Raw genomic sequence first — 15729 nt, 5'->3', positions numbered from 1 at the left:
GTACATTACAAACAGTATAGGAATAAATATGCAACATAAAGTGGTGAACATTGGTGATATCAAGGTAGCAAACAACCTGCCATTTGTGCTTTTTGGTGGCATGAATGTATTAGAATCTCGCGATTTAGCCATGCGTATTTGTGAGCATTACGTCACTGTAACTCAAAAACTGAATATTCCTTATGTATTCAAAGCCTCTTTTGATAAAGCTAACCGTTCTTCTATCCACTCTTATCGTGGCCCTGGTTTAGAAGCGGGAATGAAGATTTTCCAAGAATTAAAAGAGACTTTCGGCGTTAAAATTATTACGGATGTTCATGAAGCGGCACAAGCTCAACCGGTATCAGAAGTGGTTGATGTTATTCAATTGCCTGCATTTTTAGCGCGTCAAACCGATCTTGTTGAAGCGATGGCGAAAACAGGTGCGGTGATTAATGTAAAAAAACCTCAGTTTGTTAGCCCTGGTCAAATGGGGAATATCGTCGATAAATTTAAAGAAGGCGGTAACGATCAAGTTATCTTATGTGATCGTGGTAGTAATTTTGGCTATGATAACTTGGTTGTTGATATGTTGGGTTTCCATGTCATGATGCAAGCTTCTCAAGGTGCACCCGTTATTTTTGACGTAACACATTCACTACAATGTCGTGACCCATTTGGTGCGGCATCTGGCGGACGTCGTGCGCAAGTTGCTGAATTAGCGCGTGCAGGCATGGCAGTTGGTCTTGCGGGCTTATTTCTTGAAGCGCACCCAGATCCTGATAATGCACTTTGCGATGGCCCATCAGCGTTACCATTGGCAAAATTAGAGCCATTCCTAGCGCAAATTAAAGCGATTGATGAGTTAGTAAAAAGTTTCCCTGAATTAGATACCAGCAAATAAAATTGTTATGCAACTGCATACGGTAGTGAATATGTTCGGCGCTGATCTTCAGCGCCGTTATCACGAAAAGATCCATAAAATCACCCTTCATGGCGGTTTCAACTGTCCTAATCGAGATGGTACGTTAGGGCGAGGTGGCTGTACTTTCTGTAATGTCTCTTCTTTTGCTGATGAACAAACTCAATATCACTCCATTGAAGAACAAATTGCGTTACAAGCCAAAAATATTAACCGAGCACATCGTTACCTGGCTTATTTTCAAGCTTATACCAGCACTTATGCTGAAGTAGAATACCTACGTACGTTATATGAAACCGCACTATTACAAGCCGATATGGTTGGATTATGTGTAGGAACTCGGCCAGATTGTGTACCGATTAGAGTGTTGGATTTATTGCAAGGTTATCGTGATCAAGGTTATGAAGTATGGTTAGAGCTTGGATTACAAACGGCCCATGACAAAACATTAAAACGAATTAATAGAGGGCATGATTTTCAATGCTATCAAGCGACAACGCGTGAAGCTCGTCGCCGTGGTTTAAAGGTATGTACACATCTTATTATTGGGTTACCACGTGAAGATCATCAGCTTAATATGCAAACTTTAGAACATGTTGTGGACACAGGTACTGATGGACTTAAATTACACCCTTTACATATTGTTGATGGAAGCACAATAGCAAAAGCGTGGAAAGCAGGGCGCATCAATGCACTGACACAAGAACAATATGTCTATACTGCGGGTGAAATGATCCGCCATACTCCTCCTGAAATTATCTATCACCGTGTTTGTGCCAGTGCTAGAAAACCGACTCTATTAGCACCAGCATGGTGTGAAAACCATTGGCTAGGGATGAATGCGCTTTATCAAGATTTATTAAAAAAGGGTGTACAAGGGAGTGGAATAAATAAAGCATTTTTATTTAACACTCGCTTAAATAAGTAATTTTTTATTATGAGTTATTGAAATTGTTTTTTATTGAATTTAGAACTAGATGAATTCAGCCTTTAACCATTTATGAATAGTGAGTTAAAGGCTGAATTATTTGGGGAAGATTAAGAACATTGTTACTGAATTAATTCCAAATCATCCAATGCTTTTTGTAATGAAGGATAAAAGTTAAGTTCTCCTTCAATGGGGGTCATTCTCGCTCTTGCCAACGTTTTTAAAGGTTGGAATGGAATATCACACACAATTACATGGGTATCGTGTTTGACATCGGTAACAAAATGTTGGAAAGCATGTAAACCTCCAGCATCTAATACGGGAACAGCATCCCATTGCATAATAACGGTTTTATAACCTTTACTACGCTCACGTAATTCATTAAAAATACGCTCAGCAGCGGCAAAGAATAGCGGGCCATTAACACGTACAACTAATAATTGTTTATCATCATCGGTATACGGGGATTCTGTTATTTTGGTCATATTGGCAATACGACGCATAAATAGCAGTGAAGCCAATACAATACCGATAGTAATGGCAATGACCATATCAAAGAGAACGGTAAGTGATAAACATAACACTAAGACAATAATATCGTCTTTAGGGGCGTGACGAATAAGATCAATAACTTTACGCGCTTCACTCATATTCCATGCAACAATTAGTAATAGAGCTGACATTGCTGCTAAAGGCAAATATGAAAGAAATGGCGCTAATACCAGTAAAGTTAGTAACACCAACAATGAGTGAACAATAGCTGAAACGGGCGATGTTGCACCTGCACGGACGTTAGCAGCTGAACGTGCAATCGCCGCTGTCGCTGTTATACCGCCAAAGAAAGGTGCGACAATATTACCGACACCTTGTCCTAGTAATTCACCATTAGAGTGGTGTTTTTTACCGGTCATGCCATCAAGCACAACGGCACACAGTAACGATTCAATAGCACCTAACATTGCCATTGAAAAAGCCGCAGGTAACAAAGCAGAAACCGTACTCCAATTTAATTCAAGAGATGCTCCAGTGTTTGGTAAATTCCAAGGTAAAACAAACTGAGGCAATATAGGTGGAATACCTTGCCCCGTCGATCCATCTGGCAGTAGATAACTAAATTGTGAGCCAATTGTTGCAACTTCATGGCCAAACATATTCACAATACCCATTACAGCAGTACCTGCTATTAACGCGGGCAAGTGCCCTGGTAAGCGTAAATTTAATTTTGGCCAGTAGATTAAAACAAACAGCGTTGTTAAGCCGATAAGTGTATCACCAAGATGGATAGTAGGTAATGCTGAGCCTAAGGCAATAATTTTATCGATATAGGTTTCTGGTACATGTGTCATTTCAAGACCAAAAAAGTCTTTTATTTGCATGGTCGCGATGGTGATAGCAATCCCAGAGGTAAATCCTAGAGTGACAGAAACAGGAATATACTCGATGAGCTTACCAAAGCGAGCTAATCCCATAACGACTAAGATAACGCCAGACATAAGCGTCGCAATTAGTAAGCCACTTAATCCAAATTGTTGTGATACAGGGTAAAGGATCACAACAAAAGCAGCAGTAGGGCCTGAAACGCTGTAGCGAGAGCCACCAGAAACAGCAATGACTATACCGGCAATAGCTGCGGTATAAAGACCGTATTGCGGAGGAACACCGCTACCAATAGCCAAAGCCATGGCTAATGGTATCGCGATAATTCCGACGGTGATCCCTGCAATAATATCTTTTAATAAACGCGCAAAAGAGTAAGGCTCTTTTACACATGCATCAATAAATGCACTAAAGGGGCGAACCCGGTTAACTTTATGAGTTTTCATTTAGGCTTAAACCAAAATAAGAAGTCAGATGCCGAATAACGGCGATAAGGAAAAGAGAGGATATCGCTTTTATTCGCTGATAATAATGTGATACATCAAATTATTAATGTATATCTTAAAGCTTAGTAAAAATTAAATCAATTAAACTAATAAGTTAACGTAAAGAGATAATACAATGTATCTTATTGTATTTATTCTGTTGCCTGTATGAAAATAAAGTTTAAATTTATTTTAAAATTATAAAAAGCGTTTTATTTTAGAATAAATGTCATTTATAGGGAGGTAATAAAAGTCTTTTTTTGTCATAAAAATACGATCAAGTTAAATAGCAACCACATAAATGATTATCGACAATTAAAAATTAATAATTGTTAACATATAAGAAATTACTAAATAAAACGATTAAGTAAAAATAAATGATAGACTGTAGACTAAAAATATATCATAGAAAAATAAATTTAAATGAGTGACCCTAGGAAGGGATAAAAAAAGAATCAGATCGAATATCTGATTTTTTCTATAAAAAAATAGAGCCTAGCTGAAAACTAGGCTCTATCTTATAATATGGCGGTGAGAGAGGGATTCGAACCCTCGATACGTTGCCGTATACACACTTTCCAGGCGTGCTCCTTCAGCCTCTCGGACATCTCACCATATTGTTGTTGGATATGAACTTAACATCTCTCAACGGGGCGCTACTATAGGGAAAAGGAGCATAAGCGTCAACAGCTAAATGCATTTTTCTTTTAACTTTTGTCTCAAGCAGCCAAATAAAAAACAATATGCACAAATGCTAGGCAAATTAGGCAGTAAACCAAAGTAAGTATAGGTTAGCGTTTTGAAAAAAGAATTCAGATTTTCGTTAGCGGGTTAACATTCTCAACATTTTTATTAACAACTTATTCAAAGAGACTTGAAATCAGAACGTAACCCTCGCACCCTATGATAAAAATGCTGGAGGAAGGCACAATGAAGATTATTTATTATCATCCTTTTTTTGACGCAGAGACATGGATCAATGGTATGAAAGCACGTTTGCCGAATGCCAATATACGCATCTGGGAACCCGGCGATAATCAACCTGCTGATTATGCTATGGTTTGGCTTCCTCCTTATGAAATGCTCGCAAGTCGCAATCATCTTAAAGGTATTTTTGCATTAGGGGCAGGCGTTGATGCTATTTTAAAACAAGAACAACAAAAGCCTGGCACATTACCTGCAGGTGTTCCTGTTATGCGTTTGGAAGACACCGGAATGGGACTACAGATGCAAGAATATGCGATTGCCAAGGTGATGTATTACTTTCGTCGTATGGATGATTATAAACGTCAACAATCACAACGCTTATGGAAGCAACTGCCTTCTCACTCTTATGATAATTTTGTGATTGGTGTTTTAGGTGCTGGAGCTTTAGGGGGTAGCGTTGCAACTAAACTGGCAGAATTAGGTTTTAATGTTCGTTGTTGGAGTCGAAGTCAAAAAGAATTCAATAATGTTGAGAGTTTTTATGGTAAAGATCAACTCAGCGATTTTCTCAAAGAGTGTCATTTACTGATTAATTTATTGCCTTACACACCAGAAACTCATGGTATTTTGAATTTTTCTCTTTTTGAACAGCTTAAACCTTCTTCTTATTTAATTAATCTTGCTCGTGGTGCTCATTTAGTTGATCAAGATTTATTAGAAGCGATAGATCAAGGATACATTGCAGATGCGACTCTTGATGTTTTTGCTCAGGAGCCTTTAGCGGGTATGCACCCATTCTGGACTCACCCCAGAATTTCTATTACACCACATATTGCTGCTTTCACAATTCCAAATATTGCAATGGATACTATTGTTGAAAATATTCAACGAATTGAAAAAGGAGAGGCTCCTTTTGGTGTAGTTGATATGAATAGTGGATATTAAAGATAATTAATATCCACTTTCGTTTTATATAATAGGCGATAAAATTTAGTTTATCGCCTATTTTTTTGTCTGGACTTTCAAAAAACAACATTTTTTTTATTATTTATATAAGGTAATAAAAATCTGACTATAAATAGATATCCCTTGAAGTTTATCTTATCGATGATTATCTCATTCTTTTGATAAAATGAGGTATACAATAATGAGTATAACAAAAGTAATTAATAGTACGCTTCACCCTATGGATGATTTATATAGTCAGAAAAAAGAGACTAATACTAATATAGTAGGAATAAATAACAATAATAAAGTATATAATAAAGAACTCAAGATACAAAAAAAAGAGAAAAATTTCAGTCTAAATAATGCAAACAATTATGTGTATTTAGGTTCGACAAATATGCCACTGCTTAACAATATGGGGATTACGCTTACAGATGATGGCTCATTAATGTTAATTAAAGGAAAAACATATGATTTATTTACAGGGTTATATCAAAAACACATAAAAAATGGATTTAAATATAATGTGTTTAATATTGAATCAAAAACGGGTGAAGATATGAGGTTTAAAGAGCTTTATGTCGATTCACAAGGCTATTTAATTGGAAATAGAAGAAGTGAAAACCAAATAGAAAATAAAGATAAAATTAACAGTGAACTTTATAAAATTAAATTTAGTAAGATAGAAAAAGATTATAATTTAAAAGATGATTCATTAAGTGAAATTGATAATAATTTCATTATAGAATATGAGAGATATGTAGTCGAAAGTAATTTAAAGCATGATTTATCAAGTATCAATAATATTATAGAAATCAAAGAGAATAATATTTTAAAATTAAATAGAGAAGGACTAAATATAACAATAGAAGTTAAAGATAATCAACTTGTTACAACTGGATTACCTGCTACCTTATTATCTAAGGGGGATGAGGTTGATAGTGAAGCCTTCGTTAAAAAACATAAAATTAGGCTTCCATTAAAAAAAACAGATAAAATATTAGCAATAAAACCAATATTAAATCAAGTCCAACTTGTGGTAGATAAAGGTAATAAAATAAAGATATATTATCTTGATCCTTTGAACATTTTTGCTATTAAAGATTATCAGTACGAAGTGACTCGTTTAAAACAAGAACCACCTTTATCTTTTTATTCGATGATAGGCGAAAATAATTATAAAAACTATCATTCAGGACAACCTTTTTCGACTCAAACAATAGGTAATTTTAGTAGCCGACATATTCCTTTTATTTCATCATTTATTGATAATGCAAGGATCCATATTGATAAAGCAAAACAACAATATGCATTAAAAAAATATGATGCAATGGTGAAGAATATAGCGAAAAGTATTGATCCTGGATTTCGAGGGATATTTTCTAATATTAAAGGTTTAACTAATTCATCAAGTCTACCTAATAAGAGTAAAAATATAGCATTATATAGTATAAAGAAAAATATCCATAAAGATTATGAAGTGATAAATAGAGTTATTAAAGGAATTAATAATGGTATAAAACAAGGTGAAGTAATTTACTCTTTAGTTAAAGAGTTAAAAAAGAGTGAAAGTATTACAATTAGCCATGATAATGATATTCGTGCATTTTTTGGCATTAATGTATTTAATTTATCAGGCAATATGGGAGTAAATGCTTTTATATTAGCGAATTACGCTAAAAATCATTCACTTATATTATCAAAAAATGAGAAAGATAAAGTCACATTCTCATTTATTAATAAAGCTAATGCCAATGTTTCGGGGGGGTTATCGGCAGGGATCACTAGTTATAATAAGCAATGGCAGGATGGAGCGATTGATTATGGACTGGTTACTCCTGTAATGGCAAGTGTACTTCTTGATATAAACTATAAAAAACACTCGAGTTTTTCATTTACGATTGAGTTAAAAAATGTAAGTGAGTTTATTAATAAAGGATTAGATCTCTCTGAAAATGAACTTCAATATAATTCAATACTAGAAACCAATAAAAAAATGGCATTCTCATTAGGAAGTGAGATAAGAAGTGAAATCAATTTAAATATTGAAACTAACCTTAATCCAGATACAAAAGTCATTATACCAAGAAATGCTATTGGTACTAATTTTGCGTTAAATTTGATGAAGCTAGATTTAAATATCAATAAACTCATCTCTTATGGCGAGATAGAGTCTAAGAGCTCAGAAAAAAAGGTTAATCTTGACTTTTTTGAATTTTATTTTGAATTTTATCGAGACCTAAAAATTACGCCATCAACAACAAGTTCTACAAATCATATTCAATGGTATCCTTTAGCAACGGTTAAAAATTTTGAGACAATGCTACAAAAAAAGATTAATTCCTTATTTAGAATACCTGTTTATGATAGTGAGTATAATAAAAAGAAGAAAGAATTTGAAGAAAAAAGGAAAGATTTAAAAGGAATATATAAGAGAACACTCAAACTAAATAAGTTGTTTGATACTTATCCTAATGAGTACGATGTTTCTAGTAGTATTAATAAACTTGATAATATCTATTTATCTTTATCAGCAAATAAAAAACAAAGTAATAAACTGGATGGCTTGTTACAAAGTAAAAAATTAAACCCAAAAGATAATTTAATAAATCAATCAACATACTTAACTAATGAAAATGCTAAATTAAAACAATTTCTATCAGACTTAAAAGAGAGAAAAGAAACACTGTCTTCACAAGAAAAAGATAATATGAATGAAAAATTCAAACCTTATTTTGTTTCTAAATATCAATTAGATCCAAGAAGTAAGGAGATCTATAATGGGGTTAAAACAAGGGTTCAAATACTTTTAGATGAAGTGAGAGTGAATAAAAATCTTAATTTAAATGAGATCAAAAATAAGTTAGATAATTTATATAATGAATCAAAGAAAGAATTAAATAAAGTTAAATATTATATTAATTCTATAGATGTTATGTCGGTAAGCGAGTTAGCGGATAAAGGTAAATCATTACCGCTAATATTTTTGCGCTTAGGAAGTAAAAAATCTATTTCACATCATCAAATTAAGGGGGAAATTAAATTCTCTTATGATGAAAACAGAGCACAATTAGAAAAAATATCTACAAATTATTATTTTTGATAAATCATTTGTTTATCTTATGTGTTTTAAGGGAAAATCGTATGGTTAATCGATAATATAATGTTTATTAAAGGTTTTTTTATAACACTGAAAAGTATAAAATTTTATTTATCTTTAAAAATGTCTGTTTTGTGGAATTTATCTCTAATTAATGAATATTATCGAAAAGATAAGTTTATTAAATTGCAATTTCACTTGTCTTGGTGATATAAAGTTGTTTCCCATGTTTATCAGACAATATACTTAATGAATATAGCAGAACTTCTTGAGCAAATAGCAGAGAAAGGATGGTGTGTGTGGGATGACTTCCTCACACCAGAAGCTGTTCAACAATTGCGAGCTTGTTTTGGTGATAATGCTCAACAAGCACGTATAGGTCGTCATGAAAATCGACAAGCAGAGACGACAATACGCAGTGATAAAATAAGCTGGCTAGAACCTAATATGGGGATACCTGTTCAGCATTATTTAACGCAGATGGCGTCTATTCAACGAGCTGTAAATCGTGAGTTTTTTCTAGGGCTTTTTGAATATGAAGCGCATTTTGCTTGTTATGAAAAAGGGGCTTTTTATAAAAAGCATCTTGATGCTTTTAGAGAAAATGTTACTCGACGCTTAACGACTGTATTATATCTTAATGAGGATTGGACAAAAGAAGACGGTGGCGAATTAGTTATTTATGATTTAGACGATAATGAACTTGCAACAGTTGCTCCTAAAGGTGGACGTTTAGTTGTTTTCCTTTCAGAACAATTTCCTCATGAAGTACTTCCTACTTATAAAGAGAGAATAAGTATTGCAGGTTGGTTTCGTGTAAATGGTGTCAGGGATAATTTTCTTGATATAGCAAGTTAACTAATGTAATTAAAATGCTGTTGTCATAAAGTGATTTTTATTGTTTTTTATAAAATTGCTTTAAAAGATAAGTGGCATGGGATGAGGCGCGTTTCTTATATTAAGTAAAAGCTTAATTATTAAGAGCGCGCTTTTTCTGTTTTAAGATTAAGTGAATAACCATAAAAAAGAAAAAAGTTGATTTTTTTATCGTTAAAAGCACAATAACCCGAAACTTTTTAGGATAAAAATACAATGAACGAATTCTCAATAGTTTGCCGACTGTTAGGCACATTATTTCAAAGATCCCCCAATGACCCTATTTTAGCGCCAATTATTAAAATGATTGCTGAAGGGAAATTGACCCAATTATGGCCTCTGGAACAAGACGAGTTATTTAATACACTAAAAAATAGTGTTAAAGATTTGACTACCGTTGAAGCAGATTATCAATCTCTTTTTGGCAACAAAGTTCCTGCGGTGTCTATTTATGCTCATGATTATGGAGAGATCAAAGAAGACGATATTCGTCAGTTCTTAGTCGCAAGAGGCATGCCTGTTAGTGAAAGTGCCACAGATAGCTTTGGTGCTTTATTACTTGCAGCCTCCTGGCTTGAGGATAATTCGGCACAAGATGAATTATTAGCTCAAATACAACTATTTGATGAGTATCTATTGCCTTGGGCTGGGATCTTCTTAGGGAAGGTTGAAGCTCATGCAACAAGTGGCTTTTATCGTACCTTAGCAGGTATTGCACGGGGCGCATTATCAGCATTACGTGAAGAACTCTCTGATGATGCCGAGAGCGAAGAGGCTGAATCAGAGTAATATCATACTTTCTTTGTAATGGTATTTTACTATTCATAAAAAAGGCAAACCATTAGGTTTGCCTTTCTCGTTAATGACGATAAATATTTTTAATCAACTCACGTAACTATTAGAGTTGGATCACGAATTTACCTGGCTTAACTTCAATCCCTTTAGCTAGTTTAAACGCTGCAGCTTCGGCACTATTTTTTTCTGGGTCAAGAACATAAACAGGTTGATTATCAAAGTAAGTTGTGATTGTTGTATCTAAATAAGGTTTTAGTGCCACAACTACCGCATCCATTTTTTCTGGTGATACTTTGTAGTTATCAATAGTCATTGATTTTATATATATCGCCCCTTGATCTGCTTGATAAGAGGGTTGACCTGATAATATAAGATCAACTTTGGCACTGGTTTTACCAAAGAATGAGTTAATTTTTAGGTCGGCTGTACCAGAAAGGTTAATTTTACCCGGCTCAGTACGGCCAATTTGAATAGTAAGATTGCTTAATTTAATATCAGCAGATACAACGTCATCTTCACCTATATGTTTCTGAAAATTTGTTTTTTGACTGATATAGTCATTAATGAGGTTTTCACTTACATCAAATTGTTTTAGCTGATCACAACCTGTGACTAAGCTTGTTAATACGAACATGGTTGTTAGAAAAATAGCTTTCATAAACACTCCTTGATCACTGATAATTAAGAGTTTACCTGATCTTTAGGGAGTAAGCATGGCTGTTTCTATTTTTTTACGATTAAATTGGCGGTGTAGTGCATAAAGTGTTATGAAACCAACCGTTCCTAGTAAAAACCAAGGTAATTCAGGCATATTGAATTGATTACCTAAGTCATACATCCATCCACCGCCTGTATATCCAATGGCACCACCAAAAGCTAAACCTAATCGACTAAATCCCATATAACTGCCACGAGCCCGAGGATCGGCAAGTGATGCACTTAACGTTTCACGCGCAGGCTCTGCGGTAATAGTACCGAGATAGAATAAACCAATAATTAGAAAAATACCTTGTAATGAGTGGATCATACCAACAGGGAACATGCTGATGCTCATTAAAAATAAACCCGCCATTAAACGTTGTTCTAATTTGAAGCGTTTCTCACTCCAGCGAGCAATAGGATAAAGCAACGTTAAAGAAAGTAAGGCTTCAATGGCATACATCCATTTTACAGCAGTCGGTGTGCCAGCAATATCGTTGACGATAATAGGGAACATCAGCATAACTTGAACAGATAAGACAAAATAGCCTGTTAACGTTAAGACATAACTGACAAAGCGTTTATCCAGGAATACACGATTTAATCCTTCTTTAATTGGTGTTTTGGTGGTAGATATACGGTAGGCAGGTAATAGCCAAGCGTTAAATAAAGCGGCGATAACAAAAACACCTGCGCCAACCCAGCATACTAAATGAAAATCATATAGTAATAACCAACTACCAATAAGCGCACCAATAACAGCACCGGCACTATCTTGCATTAATAATAAAGAATAAAAACGACCACGTTCATAAGGACGGGTTAATTTAATAACCAGTGCGGTGCGAGGCGGGTCAAATAGTGTTCCCCCTAATGCGGATAAAATGCAAGATAACCAAAGTATCCAAGGTTGGTCTGCCATTGCCATTAAAGCAAAACCTAAAGCGCGTAATAACATTCCTGTTATTATCATTGGTTTTGCACCAAATCGGTCCGCAATAGCGCCACCAAAAATACCTAGACCTTGTTGAACTAATTGCCTAAGCCCTAACGCAAAACCAACAATAACACCAGCCCAACCCAATTGTTCGACGAAACGAATGGAAATAAGTGGAAAAACGACAAAAAAGCCTAAGACAACTAACATATTGTCAATTAGGAGGAAGTATTTACCCAAGGTACGGGCTTGTGTTACCAGTGCCATTACTCACCATCAATAAGCAAATAATTTAAATAAATAAGGGGGGAATGAAATAATTTATTTCTTCGACTATTCTGTCTCTAAATGTGCATAATTCCTAGTAAATTAAAGATGATATTTTTTTATTAAGGTTAGTGGCAGAATAAGAAGAGTTGCTTCAGAATTAGGCTTATTTATATCAAAGGATAATGAGATCGTAATGTTTGGTTATCGTGGTGGAATTCCTAAAATTCGTTTTGAAACACAAAGAATGATCATTCGTTTAGCATACGAACGAGATGCAGAAAGATTGGCTAATTATTATACATTAAATCGTCGTTTTTTAATTCCCTGGGAACCATTAAGAGATAAAACACACTATTTACCTTCTGGTTGGGAACATCGTTTACAATATATGAATGAATTACACCGGCAAGAAAGCGCTTTTCATTTTCTGTTATTAACGCAGAAAGAAGATGAAATTATTGGTGTTGCTAATTACAGTAATGTTATGCGTGGCGCTTTTAATGCCTGTTTTTTGGGATATTCAGTCGGTGAAAAATGGCAAGGGCAAGGGTATATGTCTGAAGCTTTAACGGAAACACTCCGTTATATGCAAAGACAACAGGGTATGCATCGAATTATGGCGAATTATATGCCTCATAATTTACGTAGTGGAAATTTATTGGCCAAACATGGCTTTGAACGAGAAGGGTACGCCAAAAACTACCTGCAAATTAATCAAGAATGGCGAGATCACGTACTGACTGCATTAACAACGCGAAGCTATTTTAAACGTTAAATATATTGATCGTAATAACAGAAAAGTATTGTTGATAATTATCTTTCTAACTTCTTATGCTGGAAATGATGTTGAGAAAGATACGCACGAAGCGTTAAGAATAGGTGTTTTTTTATTGTTTGGCTGGGTAAAAATAAACAGAGTCAGCTTATTCCTAGCGAATTGAAGATTGATTTTTCGATGTTAGAGACGGAGTATAGTCCCTTTCTTTTTATTCCATTCAACAAAAATTAGAATGATTTTATGAATTTACTTAAATCACTTGCTGCGGTGAGTTCTATGACTATGTTTTCACGGGTCTTAGGATTTATTCGTGATGCAATCATTGCGCGTATTTTTGGCGCAGGTATGGCAACAGATGCTTTTTTTGTTGCGTTTAAATTACCAAATTTACTTCGCCGTATTTTTGCTGAAGGCGCATTTTCTCAAGCTTTTGTTCCGATATTAGCAGAATATAAAAATCAGCAGGGCGATGAAGCAACACGTACTTTTATTGCTTATGTTTCAGGTATGCTGACGTTGATCCTTGCGATTGTTACGTTGATTGGTATTGTCGCTGCACCATGGGTTATTTATGTCACAGCGCCAGGTTTTAGTAACTCACCAGATAAGTTTCAACTTACGACTGATTTATTGCGAATAACGTTCCCTTATATTTTTCTTATTTCATTGGCTTCTTTAACGGGTTCAATTCTAAATACCTGGAACCGTTTTTCAGTACCTGCTTTTGCACCCACTTTACTCAATATCAGCATGATCTTTTTTGCTTTGGTTGTTGCTCCTTATTGTAATCCCCCCATTATGGCATTGGCATGGGCGGTTGTTGCTGGTGGGATATTACAACTTGGTTATCAATTACCACATTTGAAAAAAATCGGTATGCTTGTACTACCTCGAGTCTCATTTAAAAACAGCGGAGTCTGGCGTGTTTTAAAATTAATGGGGCCAGCTATTTTGGGTGTTTCAGTTAGCCAAATTTCCCTAATTATCAATACAATTTTTGCCTCTTTTTTAGTTTCAGGCTCCGTTTCATGGATGTATTATGCAGACCGATTAATGGAGTTACCTACAGGCGTCTTAGGGGTTGCATTGGGAACTATTTTACTTCCTTCATTATCAAAGAGCTTTGCTAGTGGGAATACTGAAGAATATAGAAAGCTGATGGATTGGGGGTTAAGATTGTGCTTTTTATTAGCCTTGCCTTGTACTATTGGTTTAGCTGTATTATCTGGGCCGTTAACAGCGTCTTTATTTCAGTACGGAAATTTTAAAGCTCACGATGCGTTAATGACACAACAGGCGTTAATTGCTTACTGTGTTGGGCTGATGGGGCTTATTATCATAAAAATCCTAGCGCCAGGTTTCTATTCTCGTCAGGATATTAAAACACCAGTAAAAATTGCTATTGCAACATTAATACTGACACAATTAATGAATCTTGCATTTATTGGTAGCCTAAAACATGTTGGTCTTGCGCTTTCAATCGGTATTGCCGCCTGTTTTAATGCTGCGATGCTGTTTTGGCAAATCCGTAAGAAAAATATTTATCAACCTTTGGCGGGGTGGCCTGTATTTTTATTAAAACTAGCGGTTGCGCTGGTGGTTATGGGAGCTGTTTTAGTTGGCATGTTATGGGTTATGCCAAGCTGGGATGTGGGAAGTATGCTAATGCGTATTTTACGTCTATTACTGGTCGTTGTAGTCGGGGCTGGTAGTTATTTTGTTGCCTTGTATATATTAGGTTTTAGACCTCGACATTTTTCATTACGTGCTGCTTTATAACTCATAAGATAGACTCCTCGCTTTTGGGATAAAAGCGGGGAGATTAAATTAACAATATTTTTATCAGTGTTATTCCTCTCATTTAGATCCTTTCTCTATTTCTAGACTATTTATAATGCAACATTGATCACACTTTTGGCATTTAGTTAGATTGGCTTTATGCCGTCTAAAAAGAAAAATAGAATAAAAAACGCAGAAATTTTTTTTCTTCATTATTTTTTTTATTAAATTTTTTTTCCAATTTCTGAATGATTTATACAGTTTTTCGGCATTAACATGTGTTTTTTAAGAAATATTCATAAATTATTCTAATCATTAATCATATCGAATATCTTTAGACAATTTGTTGATCAATGGTGAGATTCTACATAAAGTAAAAAAATAGACGCTATATTCTAAGTACTTACGGTTTGACGAATTATCTTTTTTTAGATAAACTCTCTGGTGTTGTCTAGGTTTAAAAAATGACACATCTGTTAAATATTTCTTACTAAATGATGAGATATTACAAATATTTCAAAATATTGCAGTATATTTTAAAATATTTGATTTTTTTGATTTAAGACATATTATTATTTCTTTATTCAGGTAGATTAACCGTGACTGTAAAGTTATTTGCTTGTTATCGTTCAGTACTACTGAAAGTGATCATATCTATTTTGTCTGCGCTTCAAATAGGTAATACGATTGCTGGGGATAAGCAGTAAACAATAGGTCGTGTGAATAATGAAATTAATGCTAAATCTATTATTAATAGACAATTAGATTACTGGTAATTCGGTATGGTACACTAATTATTGCTTTCATTTGTCCGCCATTGTTTTCTGTTTTTCCCTCTCTTTTCAAATCCTTCGCCACCGTTCTTATTTTTTTCATTGATAGCTCAATAACTCAAATATTTCTTCGTTTGTTCGTTATACTCAAAGTAG

General features: G+C 34.5%; 11 protein-coding genes and 1 tRNA gene. 8 read left to right on the top strand and 4 right to left on the bottom strand.

The features are described 5' to 3' along the window. The first annotated feature begins 28 nt into the window (after positions 1-28). Together kdsA and GWI97_RS12635 are read left to right on the top strand one after the other, a co-directional pair. A complete protein-coding gene (gene kdsA, locus GWI97_RS12640) occupies positions 29-883 on the top strand; it encodes a 3-deoxy-8-phosphooctulonate synthase (RefSeq protein WP_036936579.1) in 855 nt (284 codons plus the stop codon). Positions 884-890: 7 nt separating this feature from the next. Further along, entirely contained in the window at positions 891-1829 is a 939-nt protein-coding gene (locus GWI97_RS12635) for a TIGR01212 family radical SAM protein (RefSeq protein WP_036936584.1), read from the top strand. A 122-nt stretch (positions 1830-1951) separates the two neighbouring features. Here the strand turns inward: GWI97_RS12635 and dauA are convergent, their stop codons facing one another. Beyond that, entirely contained in the window at positions 1952-3652 is a 1701-nt protein-coding gene (gene dauA, locus GWI97_RS12630; protein ID WP_036936587.1) for a C4-dicarboxylic acid transporter DauA, read from the bottom strand. Between the two features lie 565 nt (positions 3653-4217). Beyond that, positions 4218-4305, bottom strand: a tRNA-Ser gene (locus tag GWI97_RS12625). Between the two features lie 316 nt (positions 4306-4621). On the opposite strand from GWI97_RS12625, the gene ghrA reads away from it, so the two are divergent. The 4 genes from ghrA to GWI97_RS12605 all read left to right on the top strand — a co-directional run bounded on the left by ghrA (position 4622) and on the right by GWI97_RS12605 (position 10331). Beyond that, positions 4622-5563 (top strand): glyoxylate/hydroxypyruvate reductase GhrA, encoded by a 942-nt coding sequence (gene ghrA, locus GWI97_RS12620; RefSeq protein WP_036936589.1) that lies wholly within the window; start codon positions 4622-4624, stop codon positions 5561-5563. Positions 5564-5765: 202 nt separating this feature from the next. Continuing rightward, positions 5766-8669, top strand: coding sequence for a hypothetical protein (locus GWI97_RS12615; protein WP_161752011.1), 2904 nt, complete (start codon positions 5766-5768; stop codon positions 8667-8669). 246 nt (positions 8670-8915) lie between these two features. Beyond that, complete coding sequence (locus GWI97_RS12610; protein ID WP_036936592.1) at positions 8916-9524, top strand: 2OG-Fe(II) oxygenase; 609 nt, start codon at positions 8916-8918, stop codon at positions 9522-9524. A 234-nt stretch (positions 9525-9758) separates the two neighbouring features. Next, positions 9759-10331, top strand: coding sequence for a TorD/DmsD family molecular chaperone (locus GWI97_RS12605; RefSeq protein ID WP_036936595.1), 573 nt, complete (start codon positions 9759-9761; stop codon positions 10329-10331). A gap of 109 nt (positions 10332-10440) precedes the next feature. Here the strand turns inward: GWI97_RS12605 and GWI97_RS12600 are convergent, their stop codons facing one another. Then, entirely contained in the window at positions 10441-10995 is a 555-nt protein-coding gene (locus tag GWI97_RS12600; protein ID WP_036936599.1) for a lipoprotein, read from the bottom strand. A 42-nt stretch (positions 10996-11037) separates the two neighbouring features. Continuing rightward, complete coding sequence (mdtH, locus tag GWI97_RS12595; protein WP_115370920.1) at positions 11038-12240, bottom strand: multidrug efflux MFS transporter MdtH; 1203 nt, start codon at positions 12238-12240, stop codon at positions 11038-11040. A gap of 196 nt (positions 12241-12436) precedes the next feature. Between mdtH and rimJ the strand changes: the two genes are divergently transcribed. After that, on the top strand, positions 12437-13018 hold the full coding sequence (gene rimJ, locus GWI97_RS12590) for a ribosomal protein S5-alanine N-acetyltransferase (RefSeq protein WP_087802336.1): 582 nt from the start codon (positions 12437-12439) through the stop codon (positions 13016-13018). Between the two features lie 243 nt (positions 13019-13261). Continuing rightward, positions 13262-14800, top strand: a complete 1539-nt coding sequence (gene murJ / locus GWI97_RS12585; protein WP_036936606.1) for a murein biosynthesis integral membrane protein MurJ — start codon at positions 13262-13264, stop codon at positions 14798-14800. Positions 14801-15729 lie beyond the last annotated feature (929 nt).

The organism is Proteus sp. G2300, assembly GCF_009915965.1.
GTDB lineage: Bacteria > Pseudomonadota > Gammaproteobacteria > Enterobacterales > Enterobacteriaceae > Proteus > Proteus vulgaris.
Note: the sequence above shows the minus strand (reverse complement) of the source record. Positions and strands in the feature narration are given on the sequence as shown.

Bases quoted from the DNA above. Each gene is read 5' to 3' on its own strand.
- kdsA (WP_036936579.1), top strand. From the start codon at position 29: ATGCAACATAAAGTGGTGAACATTGGTGATATCAAGGTAGCAAACAAC.
- GWI97_RS12635 (WP_036936584.1), top strand. From the start codon at position 891: ATGCAACTGCATACGGTAGTGAATATGTTCGGCGCTGATCTTCAGCGC.
- dauA (WP_036936587.1), bottom strand. From the start codon at position 3,652: ATGAAAACTCATAAAGTTAACCGGGTTCGCCCCTTTAGTGCATTTATT.
- ghrA (WP_036936589.1), top strand. From the start codon at position 4,622: ATGAAGATTATTTATTATCATCCTTTTTTTGACGCAGAGACATGGATC.
- GWI97_RS12615 (WP_161752011.1), top strand. From the start codon at position 5,766: ATGAGTATAACAAAAGTAATTAATAGTACGCTTCACCCTATGGATGAT.
- GWI97_RS12610 (WP_036936592.1), top strand. From the start codon at position 8,916: ATGAATATAGCAGAACTTCTTGAGCAAATAGCAGAGAAAGGATGGTGT.
- GWI97_RS12605 (WP_036936595.1), top strand. From the start codon at position 9,759: ATGAACGAATTCTCAATAGTTTGCCGACTGTTAGGCACATTATTTCAA.
- GWI97_RS12600 (WP_036936599.1), bottom strand. From the start codon at position 10,995: ATGAAAGCTATTTTTCTAACAACCATGTTCGTATTAACAAGCTTAGTC.
- mdtH (WP_115370920.1), bottom strand. From the start codon at position 12,240: ATGGCACTGGTAACACAAGCCCGTACCTTGGGTAAATACTTCCTCCTA.
- rimJ (WP_087802336.1), top strand. From the start codon at position 12,437: ATGTTTGGTTATCGTGGTGGAATTCCTAAAATTCGTTTTGAAACACAA.
- murJ (WP_036936606.1), top strand. From the start codon at position 13,262: ATGAATTTACTTAAATCACTTGCTGCGGTGAGTTCTATGACTATGTTT.